The organism is Pseudooceanicola pacificus (genome assembly GCF_009789075.1).
Taxonomy (GTDB): Bacteria; Pseudomonadota; Alphaproteobacteria; order Rhodobacterales; family Rhodobacteraceae; genus Pseudooceanicola; species Pseudooceanicola pacificus.
In genome coordinates this window covers 441,815-455,917 of record NZ_WNXQ01000001.1, presented here as the reverse complement: position 1 = coordinate 455,917, position 14,103 = coordinate 441,815, and the positions used below count along the sequence as shown (strand labels likewise).

Here is a 14,103-nt window from a genome sequence, read left to right as displayed (position 1 = left end):
TCATGTTTGGCACAGAACGAGGGCTTCGCGCAAATGTTCTCGGTGTCTGACGCCGAGCACAGTTAGCGTCCATTTGGGTCATTCTGATGGCTTTTCAGCCCTATTGGCCGCGGATCAGTCACAATTGGCCGACGCAAGCCGCGCCCGGGCCACCTTCACGCTTGATCAAGGCCACGCTGTCGGGCGATCCGGCGGACTTCCTCCGCCGTGCGGCGGGCCAGGCGCGCCATGCGCATCGCGGGTTGACTGCGCGTGCTGGCCCCCCACAGACCGCCCGTCTGTTCCCAGACCGCATCGCGGGTCAGCCGCACACGGTGCCGCAGCGTGCTGCGCGAAAACAGCAGCAGGGTCACGCAATCGCCGGTTTGTGCCGCTGCAACCGCCTGTTCACGCAGGGCTTTCCGCCGAATAAGGCGGCCCGAGATCACCACAGACCGGCCCGTGGCGCGGGTTTCGAAGGGCAGGAACCATTGCGGCGAATGCGGGATTTCGGGCATCGGTTCCAGCGCCATGACCCGGCCCGCTGCCAGCCCGGCCTCGAGTCGGGCCGTCAGGCGCCGCACGTCGCGCGGTTCCAGGCGCCCGTCGCGCATATGCTCCAGCAGCGTGCGGCGGCGCTCTGCCCGCAGCTTTGCGACAACCTGCCGATGCTCGCCATTTGGGCAATGCTTGCGCAGGAAGACCGCCGTACTGGCACCGATATCATACAGATCGCGCGGCGCACGGTTCTCGGCCCGCAGCGTGCTGGCGGCAAAGGCGTGGTGCACCTCGGCCAGGGGCACGATCGCGGTGGCATGTCCGCGCGCCGCCAGCCGCATGTTGAGGTCGGTCTCGTCGAGGTAGAAGGCAAAGGCCGGGTCAAAGCCGCCCAGCTCGGCCAGCACGGTACGGCGCACGGCCATGTTGGTGCCTTCGGTCTTGATCGCGCGGCCGTCGGCCGGGGTCAGCAGCACGGGGCTGTCGCCCTCCAGATCCAGCGGGGCCGAGGTGCCGGTGCGGTCCACCGTCCGCGCGCGCCACTGGAACGAGATGCCGTTGCGCCCGCGCACATAGCCGCCGGAGGCCGCCGCCTCGGGCCATTCGAAGCCACGGGTCAGCTGCGTCAGCCAGGTCGGTTCCGGCACCGCGTCATCGTCGATGAAGGCGACGATCTCGCCCGAGGCGATGCCGATCCCCAGGTTCCGCGCGCGCGAGATGTTGGGCTCGTCAAAGGCGACGGTCTTGACCTCGTCCTCCAGCCCCATGTCGCGCAGCACGGCCATGCCCTGCGCATCGGCCACCACGACAATTTCGTAGGGCTCGTAATGCAGCCGCGACAGGCCGGTCAGACACAGGCGCAGGCGGTCTGGCCGGGCGCGGCTGACAACCACCACGCTGACGGCAGGTGCCGTCATTCGATCCCCATCTCGGCCATCATCGCTTCGATGCGCGGCACGTCGCCGGGGTTGTTCAGCTCCCAGAACTGGCGGCCCCGGGCCTCGACCTCGACGCAGAGCACGCGGTGGCCGTTTTCCAGGAACCGCAGCTGTTCCAGCCCTTCCAGCGTCTCCAGCGGGCCCTGCGTCCAGCCGGGATAGGCGGCCAGCGCATCGGGGCGGTAGGCGTAGACGCCGACATGGTGGAACACCGGGGTCGGATCGTCGTCGCCGTAGATGACCGAGGTATAGGGCACGACCTCCTTCGAGAAGTAGAGCGCCCGGCGGTCGCGGTCGAAGACGGCGGTGGTGCCGCCGACCTGCCCCGCCTTGCGGTCGGCGAGGAAGCCGTTCAGCGCGCGCCCGTCGCAGCGCAGCACCGGCGTGGCCAGCCCCGCGCCCGCATCGCTGCGCAGCCCGGCGATCAGATCCTCGACAAACCAGTGGGGCGTCAGCGGCGCGTCGCCCTGCAGGTTCACCACCACATCGTAGCCGCCGCCAAGCGCGGCATGGGCCTCTGCCACGCGCTCGGTGCCGTTGGCGCAGGCCTCCGAGGTCATCACGACCTCGGCCCCGAACCCCTCGGCCGCCGTGCGGATGCGGTCGTCGTCGGTGGCCACGACCACGCGGTCGACGCCCCCGACCTGCATCGCGGCGTCCCATGAGCGGCGGATCAGGCTGCGCGCCTGACCCCCCGCGCCGGTGAGCGCGACCAGTGGCTTGCCCGGGTAGCGGGTAGAGGCATAGCGCGCCGGGATGACGACAAGGACTGGCATCAGGCGGGCTTCAACTCGACCCCGGGGGCATAGGCGATGAAGAACGGGTTGGCGTAATCCGCCTTGCCATAGACCAGCGGGCTGTGGTCGTCGAAGCGCACCACCTTGCCGCCCGCGCCCGCCAGAACGGCATGGCCGGCGGCGGTGTCCCATTCCATCGTGCGGCCCACGCGGGGGTAGAGGTCGGCCTCACCCGTCGCCACAAGGCAGAATTTCAGCGAGGAGCCAGCGCTCTTCATGTCCTTGACGTCGTACTTGCCGATGTAATCGTCGGTCGCCTGGTCTCGGTGGCTTTTCGAGGCGACAACCATCAGCGCGCCATTGTCGGCGTCCGAGACACGGATCGCCGAGGTCTTGCCGGGGGTCGCGGCGTTGAACGGGCCTTCCTCCTCGACGGAGGATCCGTCGGCGAGGGTAAAGAACATCCGTTCCTTGGCCGGGGCATAGACCACGCCCCGGGTCGGCACGCCGCCCTCGACATAGGCGATGTTCACGGTGAAATCGCCGCGCCGGTTCACGAATTCCTTGGTGCCGTCCAGCGGATCGACGATCAGGAAGGTGTCGCCGGTGGTGGAATGCGTCGCGGCCTGTTCCTCGGTCACCAGCATCACGTCGGGAAACGCGGCGCGCAGCCCGGCCGAGATCAGCGCATCGGCAGCCTCGTCCGCCTCGGTCACGGGGCTGGCGTCGCTCTTGGTCTTTACCTCGAAATCGTCGGAATTGTAGATCTCCATGATCTTGTCGCCGGCTTCGATGGCCAGTTGCCGCATCACCTCGATCAGCTTCGTGTAGTCCAAAAGGCAACTCCTTTGTACGTCCGGCCCCGCGGGACCTGGATTGAATTGAATAAATTTGCTGTGCCCGTTATGATGAAACCCTTACGGAACGGCAAGAATTCCGTGCCAGTCATCCAAGAGGTCGCGGAGAAGACGGCGATGTTCGAGCAGACAAGACCCAAATCCTCTTTCCATTCCGCACTCGCCATACTTGAGCTGGTGTATCACTCGATCGTGCGTGACGTGCGCAAGGCGCATGGCAATGCGATCATGTCGATCCTGGTGAACATGTTGCAGGCCGCGATCTTCGTGCTGGCCTTCTACTTCATGTTCCAGATCCTCGGGCTCAGGCGGTCGGCGGTGCGGGGGGATTTCCTGCTCTACATCATGTCGGGGATTTTCCTGTTCCTGACCCATACCAAGACCCTGGGCGCGGTGGTCGGCTCGGACGGCCCGGCCTCGCCCATGATGCAACACGCGCCGATGAACACGATCATCTCGATCCTCTCGGCGGCTGTCGGTGCGCTGTACATCCAGACGCTGTCGCTTTTCGCGATCCTGTTCATCTATGACGTGGTCTTCACCGACATCACGATCGAGGATCCGATCAGCGCCTATGGCTGTCTGCTGATCGCCTGGTTCTCGGGCATGGCGATCGGCGTGGTGCTGCTGTCGGTCAAGCCGTGGTTCCCGCGCTTCGTCGGCATCTTTTCGACCGTGTACCAGCGGGCGAACATGGTTGCGTCGGGCAAGATGTTCCTGGCCAATTCCCTGCCCGGCTACATGCTGGCGATGTTCGACTGGAACCCGCTGTTCCACGCCATCGACCAGTGCCGGGGGTTTGTCTTCATCAACTACTTCCCGCGCTATTCGTCGGTCTCCTACCCGATCTACGTGTCGCTGGCGCTGATCATGATTGGCCTGATGGGTGAATTCTACACCCGCCGCCACGCCTCGATCAGCTGGAACGCGCGGCGCTGATGCGCTGGCTGGCCGCGGCGGCGCTGGCCCTTGCGCCGGCGGCACTCCACGCCCAGCAGGATCTTCCCGCCCTCTACGACGTCAGCGGCGTGGCAGCCGATGACGTACTGAACATCCGCGCCGCGCCATCCGCCTCGGCGCCCGTCATGGGTGCGCTGCCCCCGGGGCGGCAGGGGGTCGAGGTGGTGACGCTGGCCTCCGGCGGCAGCTGGGGCCAGGTCAACAGCGATGAGGGATCGGGCTGGGTCGCCATGCGCTTCATGGCCCTGCAGCCGGGGCAGGAGGGGTTCGCCGCCCCCGCCGCCTGTTTCGGAACCGAACCGTTCTGGAGCCTGACCCGCGACGGCACCGCCTGGCGGTTCGACGCGCCGGACCGCGAGACGCGGGATTTCGTGACAACCTGGCAGGGCATGGCAGCCGGGCGGCGCGACCGTCAGGCCCGCGGCCTGCGCGACGCCGAAGGCACGGGCGAGGCAACAGCCGTCATCGCGCGGGGCGCCTGCAGCGACGGCATGTCGGACCGGGCCTATGGGCTGACGCTGGATCTGCTGATCGAAGGGCAGGGCGCAGCCAGTTATTTCACCGGCTGCTGCACGCTGGAGCGTTAGGGTCAGGACCCCGGGGCCACCCGCGCCGGGCGCGGATGGCGGGATGCCTCAGTTCGAGGTCTCGGTCAGCCGCTCGGGCTGCCCGGTCACCACGAAGGTCAGCGCGTCCGGGTCCAGCAGCTCTTTGGCGACGCGGTTCACGTCATCCAGGGTCACGGCATTGATCCGGTCGTTGCGCGTGGCGGCATAGTCGATGGGCATGCCCTGCATCTGCATTCCGACGATGATGTTGGCGATTGGGCCATTGCCGTCGAACCGCAGGGGATAGGCGCCGGTGAGGTACTTCTTGGCTGCGGCCAGTTCCTCCTCGGTCGCGCCGTCCTGTGCCATGCGGGTCCATTCGTCACGGATCACCTTGATCGCGTCGGCAATCCGGTCGTTGGCGGACGAGACGGAGCCCATCCAGACATCCGCCTGATCCTTGCCGACGAGGTAGGAATAGACGCCGTAGGTCAGCCCGCGCTTTTCACGCACCTCGTGCATCAGCCGGCTTTCGAACCCGCCGCCACCCAGGATCACGTTCAGCAGATAGGCGGCAAAGAAGTCCGGATCGTCCTGCGAGATCCCCTTTTGCCCGAAAAGCGCCACCGATTGCGGCGTGTCGAAGGGCACGACATGGGTGCCGCCGTCGAACATCGGATCGGCCCGTTCGGGCATCGGCGCGCCGGTGGCGGGCAAATCGCCCAGCAGATGGTCAAGCATCGGGCCCAGTTCCTCGGCCGAGATGTCGCCGACCACACCGACATAGATCCGGTCCAGCGCCATCGCGTTGGCCTTGGCGGTGACCAGATCCTCGCGCGTCAGGCCGGCCAGGCTGTCCAGCGTGCCCTCCTTCTGCGTCGCGTAGGGGTGATCGCCATAGGTGCGCGTGTCAAAGGCCGCGCTGGCGATGTCGTCGGGGTCGGTCAGGTTCGAGCGCAGGATGGAGGCCACCTGAGCGCGCACCCTTTCGATATCGTCGGGGGCAAAGGTCGGGTCGATCAGGGTCGAGCGGAGGAGATCCACCGCCTGATCCCGGTTTTCGGTCAGGAACTTGGCCGAAACGGTCAGCGCGTCGTCATAGACGTTGTAATTGAACCCGGCGGCCAGCCCCTCCATCTCGCGCGCAAAGGCACGGGCGTCGAGATCGCCGGCGCCTTCCTCCAGCAGCCCGGTCATCAGATAGGTCGCCCCGCGCTTGCCCGGCAGGTCCAGCGAGGCGCCGCCGCGGAACCGCAGTTCCAGCGCGGTGAAGGGGATAGTGTGATCCTCGACCAGCCAGGCGGTGATGCCGCCGGGGGTCGTGACCTCCTGGATGTTCACGTCGGCACGGGCGGGCAGGGAACCGGCCAGCGCCACGACAAAGGCGAGGGTAAAGCGCATCATCATTGGGTCATCTCCTCGCTCATCAGCCAGCCGGTGACGGCGTGGCGCTTGTCCAGCACGTCGCGCGCGGCGGCCACGATATCCTCGCCCGTCACCTCTTGAAGAAGGTCGGGCCAGGCCTGCACGTCCTCAACCGTCAGGCCCTGGGTCAGGGCCCCGCCGTAAATCCGGGCGATGTCGCCCACGTCGTCGCGGGCATAGATCTGCGAGGCCTTGAGCTGCATCTTGATCCGGTCCAGCTGCTCGGCATCGACGCCTTCCTCGATGAACTCGGCCAGGGCCTTGTCCAGCGCATCCTCGGCCTCCTGCATCCCCACGCCCTCGGCGGGGACGATGTAGACGCCAAAGGTGGTGTCATCCAGGTTGGTCCCGGCATACCAGGCGGAACAGTACAGCGCCTGTTTCGTCCCGAACTGCAGCTTTTCGGCCAGCACAGAGGTCTGACCGCCGCCCAGCACTTCGGCCAGCATGGTCAGCGCGGCGGCCTGTTTCTGATCGCCGTGATCGCGTTCCGGCGCCAGGTAGGAGCGGCTGACATAGGGCTGCGCGATGCGCGGGTCACGGTAGAGGATCCGCCGCTCGCCCGATTGCACCGGCTCTTGCGGGCGGATGCGGTCGGGCAGGTCGGGATTGGCGGGGATCACGCCGTAATACTTTTCGGCCAGCGTGCGCACCTCGTCGGGCGTCACGTCGCCGGCAACCACCAGGATTGCGTTGTTGGGGGCGTAATAGGTCTTGTAGTAATCCAGCGCATCCTCCAGCGACAGCTGCTCCATCTCGTGGCGCCAGCCGATGATCGGCACGCCGTAGCGGCTGTTGAGGTACTGCGCCGCCATCGCCTGTTCGCGGTAGAGCGCCTGCGGGTTGTTCTCGATCCGCTGGTTGCGTTCCTCGATGATCACCTCGCGCTCGGTCAGGATGTCCTTTTCGTCGAGGTTGAGATTGACCATGCGGTCGCTCTCCATGCTCATCATCAGCTCCAGCCGGTCGGCGGCGACGCGCTGGAAATAGGCGGTGTAATCGTGGCTGGTAAAGGCGTTGTCGGTGCCGCCGTTCTCGGCCACCACGCGCGACAGCTCTCCGGGGGCCATCTTGTCGGTGCCCTTGAACAGCAGATGCTCCAGGAAATGCGCCACGCCGGACACGCCGGGTTTTTCGTCGGCCGCGCCGGACTTGTACCAGACCATGTGGACCACGACCGGGGCGCGGTGATCTTCGATCACCACCACTTCCATTCCGTTGTCGAGCTTGAAATCGGTGACCATGTCGTTCAGGCCGTCAGCCGCGGCGGGCAGGGCAATCGACATGAGAGAGAAGGTCAGGGCAGCAAGGCGCTGCATGGGCGATCCTTTCCGGTGCCGGAGAATTCCGTGACCGCAAACATACCCCCGTGGCCCCCCGTTGCAATCCGGGTGACGCGCTTGTGAGATGGGCGTTGCCGCCGCGTGATCGGGCTGGCACAAGCGCACCGGACGCAGCGGGGGACGGCATGGCGGCGATCGACGACTTCACCGGGCACTATGCGGGCAGCGGCGGCTGGTATCAGGCCGATGGCGAGGCGGGGCCCTATGACGTGACCCACCGGATCGAGGCGACGGCGGGCGGCTTTGTCCTGGCCTTCGCCCATATCTTCGACAATGGCGATCCGCCGGTCGAGGCGCGGTTCGAGATGCGGATGGGGTTCGGCCCGCTGTTCATCGTGACGGCGGGCGGGCGCGAGATCGGCAAGGGCCACCTGTTCGGCGACGTGCTGCATTACACGATGGAATTCCCCGGCAACACGGTCGAAACGACCTGCATCCGCACCGAGGGCGGGCTGCGCATCACCGGTTCCGCCAGCCGGAATGCCGACGGGCTGGCCATCGCCTGGGAGGAAACGCTGGAGCGGGCCTAGTTCTGCGGCGGCGCTGTCGGGGTCGGCGCCCCGGCCCGGCGCCAGCGTTCGGCGGCGGCCTGCGGTTTGACCGACTGGCGCTTGTAGATCTCGTAATACCGGTCGACGCGGAAGATGCGGATATTGGTGAACCGCCCGCGCCGCTTGCGGAAATCCGCGTCTTCCTGGGCCAGGGTCTGGCGGATCCCGTCGTCGCGGCCCTTGCGGCTGGCATAGTTCACCAGCGCGGACTCGCTGCCCGGCACGCCCGAAGGCTGCAGCGCCGAGGGGCGCCCGCCAAGCGCGGCAACCGCGTCTTCCTTGGGCGTCAGGTCGGAGCGGTTGGTTCCGCCCGGGGTCGGGGCCGGCAACTCGCTGAAATTCTTGGGCTCTTCCAGCGGCTTGTTCGGCAGGATCGCGAATTCCTCGGGTCCGTTGCCGGGATTGTAGAAGGTGCGCAGACGGGTGTCCCGCTCCTCTCCGCTGCAGGCGGCGAGCAGAAGGCCGATAGCCATCAGGAATGTCACGCGCAGCGTCTTCATTGCCACTCTCCGGTTCGTCGTCGCCAAGGTCTATCGCATCCCCGGCCCGCCGTCACCTGCCCTTTTTTTCAGCCGGAACAAGCACAAGCGCGATCGCGCCGGCAAAGATCGCGATATCCGCGACGTTGAAGGCAAACGGATTCTCGATCCCGCAGCAGGACATGTTCAGGAAATCCGCCACCGCGCCATAGAGGATGCGGTCGATCACATTGCCCAGGGCGCCGCCGATCAGCATCCCCGCCCCGATCAGGCCCAGCCGGCGTGGCCGGTCGCGCCAGACCCAGTAGACCACCGTGCCCGAGATCAGCAGCGCCAGCGCGATCAGGATCCAGCGGGTCACGTCGGAATTTCCCGCAAACAGGCCGAAGTTGATCCCTTCGTTCCATGCCATGCGGAAATTCAGCACCGGCGGCAGAACGTCGATCTCGCCGCGCGTGCGCAGGTCGAGGACATGCACGACCAGGATCTTGGTGACCTGGTCCAGCAGCAGCGTCCAGAAGGCGGCGAGAAAGACGGTACGCATCGGACCCTCAGTGACGGAAGTGGCGCATGCCGGTAAAGACCATCGCCAGCCCGGCCTCGTCCGCCGCCGCGATCACCTCGTCGTCGCGCATCGAGCCGCCCGGCTGGATGATCGCCGTCGCGCCCGCCTCGGCCGCGGCCAGCAGGCCGTCGGCAAAAGGGAAGAACGCGTCAGAGGCCACGACCGAACCCTTGGCGGGGGTTTCGGCCAGCCCGACCTCGGCCGCCATGCGCTGCGCCTTGAGCGCGGCGATGGTCGAGCTGTCGACCCGGCTCATCTGGCCCGCGCCCACGCCGACGGTGGCACCGTCCTTGACGTAGACGATGGCGTTGGATTTCACGTGCTTGGCCACCGTCCAGGCGAACAGCAGGTCGGCCAGTTCCCTGTCCGTCGGCGCGCGCTTGGTGGCGACCTTCAGGTCGGCGGCGCTGATGCGCCCGTTGTCGCGGTTCTGCACCAGCAGCCCGCCCGACACCTGCTTGAACGCCAGCCCGGCGGCGGCCGGATCGGCCAGGCCGCTGGTGATCAGCAGGCGCAGGTTCTTCTTTTTCGCCATGATCTCGCGTGCATCGGCATCGGCGGCAGGGGCAATCACGACCTCCGAGAAAATCTGCGAGATCCGTTCCGCCGTGGCGGCATCCAGCGGCTGGTTCAGGGCGATGATCCCGCCAAAGGCCGAGGTGCGGTCACAGTCGAAGGCACGGGAGTAGGCCTCGGCCATCGTTGCGCCACGGGCCACGCCGCAGGGGTTGGCGTGCTTGATGATGGCACAGGCGGGGCCGTCCTCGGGGCGGAACTCGCTGACCAGTTCGAACGCCGCGTCGGTGTCGTTGATATTGTTGTAGGACAGCTCCTTGCCCTGCAGTTGCTGGGCGGTGGCCACGCCGGGGCGGTTGCTGCCGTCGGTGTAGAATGCGGCGGCCTGGTGCGGGTTCTCGCCATAGCGCAGGCTCTGCGCCAGGGTGCCGGCAAAGGCGCGGCGGCGCGGGGTCGTCTCTTGCAGCGCGGCGGCCATCCAGGTCGACACGGCGGTGTCGTACGTCGCCGTGCGGGCATAGGCGGTCAGCGCCAGCCGCTGGCGGAAGCCATAGGTCGTCTGGTTGTCGTTGGCGTCCATCTCGGCCAGCAGGGCGTCGTAATCCGCCACATCGGTGACCACGTTGACAAAAGCGTGGTTCTTGGCCGCCGCGCGGATCATGGCGGGGCCGCCGATGTCGATGTTCTCGATACAGGTGTCATAGTCCGCGCCCTTGGCGACGGTTTCCTCGAACGGGTAGAGGTTCACGATCAGCAGGTCGATCGGTTCGATCCCGTGTTCCAGCATCGCGGCGACATGGGTGTCCTTGTCGCGCAGCGCCAGCAGGCCGCCATGTACCATCGGATGCAGCGTCTTGACCCGGCCGTCCATCATCTCGGGGAAGCGGGTCACATCGGCCACGTCGCGCACCTGCAGCCCGGCGTTCCGCATCTCGCCCGCCGAGCCGCCGGTCGACAGCAGCTCGACCCCGCGTTCGGCCAGGGCGCGGGCCAGGTCCAGCAGGCCGTTCTTGTCGGAAACGGAGATCAGGGCGCGGCGGATGGGCTGCAGCCCGGTGTCGGTGTCGGTCATGGGTCGGACGTGTCCTTTGTGGTCTCAGGCGCTCAGGTCCACTTCGTCCCGCACCAGGTCGCGGACAGAGATCGGAGTCTCCTGTGCCTTGGCAAGGGACCAGCGGACGCGTGTCGCATATTCCATAGCGCGCGAAGACAACACGATCTGTTTGGTCGCACGCGGCTTGAGCCGGTTCTTTTCGAGAAAGACGGAAGGGTCAAGCCGCATTTCGGTGCGTCCGTCATGACGGAATATCCAGATTTCCCCGCTTTTCAGCGCCAGAGAGATCGCGGTGCCGCCCAGGTCGATCTCGGCGTCGACCTCGGGGTGGATGTGGAACCGTACCTGATAGGGCAGACCCTGCAGGCGCACCTCGTCCATCGACTTGTCGAACCGGCGCTTGTCGGCATCCTCGATCGCCAGCAGCATGTCCTCGCCCGCCAGGCCGCGCCCGTCAAAGGTCATCTCTAGCCGCCGCGCATGGGTCAGCCCGTGGGCGCGCAGATAGCCGTCATGCCCGCCCTCGAACCGGATGCCGTCGCTGGCATGGGACATCTCGATGGGCACGGTCCTGGGCGCCTCGACCAGCATTTCGCGCCCGTCCGGCCCGCGCGGCGCGGCGAGGCGGCCGCTCGACAGCCCCTCCATCGACAGGGTCGAATGGCTGGGCGTGGCACGCCCCGCGCGCCGCCAGTCGCGGCCAAAGCTGACGCCCGAGCCGCAGTTCACCACCAGCGGGCGGCGGCCCGATGTCAGCTCGAACGCCAGGGTGCTGGCATGGGCATTATAGCTGGCCTTGCCACTGGGCGGCGGGCTCGCATCCACGATGACCGAGGTGCGCCCCGCGCTCAGCCGGGCAAACCCCATGGCCAGCCCGTCCGCCGGGCGGCCCCGCACGCCGCTGTTGGCCAGCGCATGGTCCAGCCGCCCCTCAAGCCCGCGCCCGCCGCCGTGGAACCGGGCGAGCGAGCCATCGGCATGGCGCAGGGTGCGCAGGGTCGGGGCGATGCGGTTGGTGGCGCGCACCAGCTGGTTGGGCACGCTGCGCTCGGTTTCCGCCAGTGCCCCGGCAACCCAGGTGAGCAGGGTAAAGACCTCAAGCAGCTCTTCGGGATTGCGGGTGGGAATGCCGCCGTGCAGGTCGACCTGGGCGTCGCATTCCCGGCCAAGCGCCTTGAGCGCCGGTTCGATATGCTTGTCCATGCCCTTGAGCGTAAGGCCGGAAAAGACCAGCCCCGCCAGCGCCTCGAACCGGGGCAGGCCCGGGGCCGCGCTTTTCCAGCGCCGGCCAAGGAAGATCGTCTGCTGGGCAAGCGAGCGGTAGAAGGCCTCGCTCTGACCCGCGTCGCGGTTGCGCAGCAGGAACAGGGCGTGGTTGATCCAGCGGATCAGCCGCCGCCCGGCCAGATCGGGCACCCAGCCCGGCCCGGCCCCGCGGCCATAGCGTGAAATCCACCGCCAGACCCAGTCCTGCGCGGTCTCGCGGGCTGTCACATCGCCCACGGCGGCCAGGTCGTCGAGCCAGGCAAAGCCGTGCAGCTCTTCCTCGAAGGCGCGGTCGGGCAGGTGGATGTCCCATATCGCCGCCGACGGATTGGCGACCAGGTGCCCGGCGAACAGGAAGTTGCCGGCCATCAGCTGACGCCCCCGGGCAAAGCCGCCGATGGTGCGCGGTTCGGGCTGGGACACGATGCCGGTGGCCGGGCGGGCAAAGCCGCTCAGACGCGCATGGAAACGGTCGAGAAATCGACCGCCACGGGCCGAGGAGCTTTCGCTGCGTGACATCGGACCTGCCTCTTGCGCTCTGATGGCGTCATTGCCCGGCATTCTACCGCCGGGCCGGGGCAAAGTCATTTGTTAATGCCCCCGCAACAACAGCGGGCTAGCGCGGTGGACTGTCGCGTGGCGGCCCGGCGCGGCATGGCTGCCGGGCCGGATCGCGATTCGCCTTGTGTTGCGGGGTCGCACCGGGGCGCGGCCCGCCGCATCAGGCGCGGAAGACGACGATGTAGAACCCGTCCATCCCACCCAGATCGGGCCAGTGGTCGGGCCGCAGGCGCAGGCCGCCCTCCTCCGTCCGCCAGGCGGGGTCGATGCCGGGCAGGGCCAGGGCCTCGCTGTCGACGCGCAGCGCGGGGAATCGCACCAGAGCCTCGTCGGTCTGGCATTCGCCCTCGTCCGGCAGCAGCGAGCAGGTGCAATAGACCAGCCGCCCGCCGGGTTTCAGCAGGCTGAGCGCATGGTCGATCAGTTCGGCCTGCAGCTCGATCAGCGTGCCGAAGTCCGACCCGTCCTTGGCAAAGGGCAGATCGGGGTGGCGGCGCATGGTGCCGGTGGCCGAACAGGGCGCGTCCAGCAGGATCGCGTCATAGGGGCCGTCACCGTGTTCCAGCGCGTCACCGGTGACCAGCGTGGCCGTCAGCCCGGTGCGTTCGAGGTTCTCGGCCACCAGCTCCATCCGCCGGGCTGAGACATCCAGCGCGGTGACATCGGCCCCGGCGGCGGCCAGCTGCATCGTCTTGCCCCCGGGCGCGGCGCAGAGATCCAGCACCCGCTCGCCCGGCTGGGCGTTCAGAACCCGGGCGGGGATGGCGGCGGCGGCGTCCTGCACCCACCAGCGGCCCTCGGCGAATCCCGGCAGCTCGCTGATCTGGCCGGGCGCGGTCAGCCGGACGGTTCCGGTGGGCAGCAGGGTGCCGCCCAGATCGGCGGCCAGGGCCGCGGCATCGGCGGGATCGCGCGGCGTCAGGTCCAGCGCGGCGCCGGCGAAATGCGCGGCCTCCATCGCCTGGATTTCCGCGTCGCCCCAGGCCTCAATCAGCGGGTCGCGCAGCCAGACCGGCATCCGCGGCACGCGCAGCCCGTCCCAGGCGGCGGGGCCGGTCGCGGCCACCTTGCGCAGGACGGCATTGACCAGCCCCTTCATCGCGGTGCCGCGCGGGGCGGCCCCGGCCAGGGTCACCGCCTCGTTCACCACCCCATGCGCGGCCTCGCCGGCGCAGAGCTCCATCGTCGCGATCCGCAGGATATTGCGGAAGGTCAGCGGCGGGTATTTGTCCATATGCTGCTGCAGAAGGCGGTCGATCCGTTCCATCCCGCGCAGCGTGTCCGAGGCGAGGCGCTGTGCCCGCGCCTTGTCCGCCGGGTCCAGGCGGTCGAGCGGGCCGCCGGGGCCGGTCAGCTCTGCCAGCAGGCGGTTTTCGCCGATGACGGCGTCCAGCATCTCGACCGCCGCACCGCGCGCGGTGATCAGGCGAGAGCCCTTGAGCGGCGCGACGGGCTCGGCCTCGCGGGCCTGCCTGGCGCGGTCCCGCCCGTCGCGGTCCAGCCGGGGCTTGCGTGGGCCGTCCTTGGCCGTGGGGCCCGGGCCGGTGCCGGTCCGCTCGGGGCGCGGGCCGCCCGGTTTGCCGTAGTCCCGGCGCGGCCCACGGTCGCCGCCCTCGGGGCGGTCCCGCTTGGCATAACCGCCGGGTTTGCCACCCTCGGGGCGGTCCCGCTTGGCATAGCCGCCGGGTTTGCCGCCCTCGGGCCGGTCACGCTTGGGGTAGCCGCCGGGTTTGCCGCCCTCGGGCCGGTCCCGCTTGGCATAACCGCCGGGTTTACCACCTTCGGGCCGGTCGCGCTTGGCATAGCCACCGGGTTTGCCGCCCTCG

General features: G+C 67.9%; 13 protein-coding genes. 3 read left to right on the top strand and 10 right to left on the bottom strand.

Translation table 11 applies throughout. The annotated features are described in order from the left end of the window. Window positions 1–155 precede the first annotated feature (155 nt). Genes GLS40_RS02120 through cysQ form a run of 3 tightly spaced genes read right to left on the bottom strand, consistent with a single transcriptional unit; the run spans window position 156 to window position 2,988 of the window. Window positions 156–1,394: a glycosyltransferase family 2 protein gene (locus GLS40_RS02120; RefSeq protein WP_160380946.1), complete on the bottom strand. Its 1,239-nt coding sequence runs from the start codon at window positions 1,392–1,394 to the stop codon at window positions 156–158. After that, on the bottom strand, window positions 1,391–2,191 hold the full coding sequence (locus tag GLS40_RS02115) for a 3-deoxy-manno-octulosonate cytidylyltransferase (RefSeq protein ID WP_160380945.1): 801 nt from the start codon (window positions 2,189–2,191) through the stop codon (window positions 1,391–1,393). The genes GLS40_RS02120 and GLS40_RS02115 overlap by 4 nt, the downstream gene beginning before the upstream one ends. Continuing rightward, window positions 2,191–2,988: a 3'(2'),5'-bisphosphate nucleotidase CysQ gene (gene cysQ, locus GLS40_RS02110; protein ID WP_160380944.1), complete on the bottom strand. Its 798-nt coding sequence runs from the start codon at window positions 2,986–2,988 to the stop codon at window positions 2,191–2,193. The genes GLS40_RS02115 and cysQ overlap by 1 nt, the downstream gene beginning before the upstream one ends. Window positions 2,989–3,126: 138 nt before the next feature. Between cysQ and GLS40_RS02105 the strand changes: the two genes are divergently transcribed. Together GLS40_RS02105 and GLS40_RS02100 are read left to right on the top strand one after the other, a co-directional pair. Then, window positions 3,127–3,948 (top strand): ABC transporter permease, encoded by an 822-nt coding sequence (locus GLS40_RS02105; protein ID WP_160380943.1) that lies wholly within the window; start codon window positions 3,127–3,129, stop codon window positions 3,946–3,948. Next, entirely contained in the window at window positions 3,948–4,556 is a 609-nt protein-coding gene (locus GLS40_RS02100; RefSeq protein WP_160380942.1) for a COG3650 family protein, read from the top strand. The genes GLS40_RS02105 and GLS40_RS02100 overlap by 1 nt, the downstream gene beginning before the upstream one ends. Window positions 4,557–4,604: 48 nt before the next feature. Here the strand turns inward: GLS40_RS02100 and GLS40_RS02095 are convergent, their stop codons facing one another. Together GLS40_RS02095 and GLS40_RS02090 are read right to left on the bottom strand one after the other, a co-directional pair. Further along, on the bottom strand, window positions 4,605–5,921 hold the full coding sequence (locus GLS40_RS02095) for a M16 family metallopeptidase (RefSeq protein WP_160381147.1): 1,317 nt from the start codon (window positions 5,919–5,921) through the stop codon (window positions 4,605–4,607). Next, window positions 5,921–7,261, bottom strand: coding sequence for a M16 family metallopeptidase (locus GLS40_RS02090; RefSeq protein WP_202075773.1), 1,341 nt, complete (start codon window positions 7,259–7,261; stop codon window positions 5,921–5,923). Before GLS40_RS02090 ends, GLS40_RS02095 begins: the two co-directional genes overlap by 1 nt. Before the next feature lie 149 nt (window positions 7,262–7,410). On the opposite strand from GLS40_RS02090, the gene GLS40_RS02085 reads away from it, so the two are divergent. Beyond that, the gene (locus GLS40_RS02085; RefSeq protein ID WP_160380941.1) at window positions 7,411–7,815 is read left to right on the top strand and encodes a hypothetical protein; all 405 of its coding nucleotides are present in this window, start codon (window positions 7,411–7,413) and stop codon (window positions 7,813–7,815) included. On the opposite strand, the gene GLS40_RS02080 is transcribed toward GLS40_RS02085, so the two are convergent. The 5 genes from GLS40_RS02080 to GLS40_RS17910 all read right to left on the bottom strand — a co-directional run bounded on the left by GLS40_RS02080 (window position 7,812) and on the right by GLS40_RS17910 (window position 13,673). Further along, on the bottom strand, window positions 7,812–8,336 hold the full coding sequence (locus GLS40_RS02080; RefSeq protein ID WP_160380940.1) for a DUF3035 domain-containing protein: 525 nt from the start codon (window positions 8,334–8,336) through the stop codon (window positions 7,812–7,814). The genes GLS40_RS02085 and GLS40_RS02080 overlap by 4 nt on opposite strands. Before the next feature lie 52 nt (window positions 8,337–8,388). Further along, complete coding sequence (gene lspA, locus GLS40_RS02075) at window positions 8,389–8,859, bottom strand: signal peptidase II (protein WP_160380939.1); 471 nt, start codon at window positions 8,857–8,859, stop codon at window positions 8,389–8,391. 7 nt (window positions 8,860–8,866) lie between these two features. Further along, a complete protein-coding gene (purH, locus tag GLS40_RS02070; RefSeq protein WP_160380938.1) occupies window positions 8,867–10,468 on the bottom strand; it encodes a bifunctional phosphoribosylaminoimidazolecarboxamide formyltransferase/IMP cyclohydrolase in 1,602 nt (533 codons plus the stop codon). 24 nt (window positions 10,469–10,492) lie between these two features. After that, complete coding sequence (locus GLS40_RS02065) at window positions 10,493–12,235, bottom strand: heparinase II/III family protein (protein WP_160380937.1); 1,743 nt, start codon at window positions 12,233–12,235, stop codon at window positions 10,493–10,495. 202 nt (window positions 12,236–12,437) lie between these two features. Then, entirely contained in the window at window positions 12,438–13,673 is a 1,236-nt protein-coding gene (locus tag GLS40_RS17910; RefSeq protein ID WP_235905751.1) for an RsmB/NOP family class I SAM-dependent RNA methyltransferase, read from the bottom strand. Between the last annotated feature and the right edge of the window lie 430 nt (window positions 13,674–14,103).

Coding starts and splice junctions, on each gene's coding strand:
- GLS40_RS02120 (WP_160380946.1), bottom strand. CDS start 1,394: ATGACGGCACCTGCCGTCAGCGTGGTGGTTGTCAGCCGCGCCCGGCCA.
- GLS40_RS02115 (WP_160380945.1), bottom strand. CDS start 2,191: ATGCCAGTCCTTGTCGTCATCCCGGCGCGCTATGCCTCTACCCGCTAC.
- GLS40_RS02105 (WP_160380943.1), top strand. CDS start 3,127: ATGTTCGAGCAGACAAGACCCAAATCCTCTTTCCATTCCGCACTCGCC.
- GLS40_RS02100 (WP_160380942.1), top strand. CDS start 3,948: ATGCGCTGGCTGGCCGCGGCGGCGCTGGCCCTTGCGCCGGCGGCACTC.
- GLS40_RS02095 (WP_160381147.1), bottom strand. CDS start 5,921: ATGATGCGCTTTACCCTCGCCTTTGTCGTGGCGCTGGCCGGTTCCCTG.
- GLS40_RS02090 (WP_202075773.1), bottom strand. CDS start 7,261: ATGCAGCGCCTTGCTGCCCTGACCTTCTCTCTCATGTCGATTGCCCTG.
- GLS40_RS02085 (WP_160380941.1), top strand. CDS start 7,411: ATGGCGGCGATCGACGACTTCACCGGGCACTATGCGGGCAGCGGCGGC.
- GLS40_RS02080 (WP_160380940.1), bottom strand. CDS start 8,336: ATGAAGACGCTGCGCGTGACATTCCTGATGGCTATCGGCCTTCTGCTC.
- lspA (WP_160380939.1), bottom strand. CDS start 8,859: ATGCGTACCGTCTTTCTCGCCGCCTTCTGGACGCTGCTGCTGGACCAG.
- purH (WP_160380938.1), bottom strand. CDS start 10,468: ATGACCGACACCGACACCGGGCTGCAGCCCATCCGCCGCGCCCTGATC.
- GLS40_RS02065 (WP_160380937.1), bottom strand. CDS start 12,235: ATGTCACGCAGCGAAAGCTCCTCGGCCCGTGGCGGTCGATTTCTCGAC.
- GLS40_RS17910 (WP_235905751.1), bottom strand. CDS start 13,673: ATGCTGGACGCCGTCATCGGCGAAAACCGCCTGCTGGCAGAGCTGACC.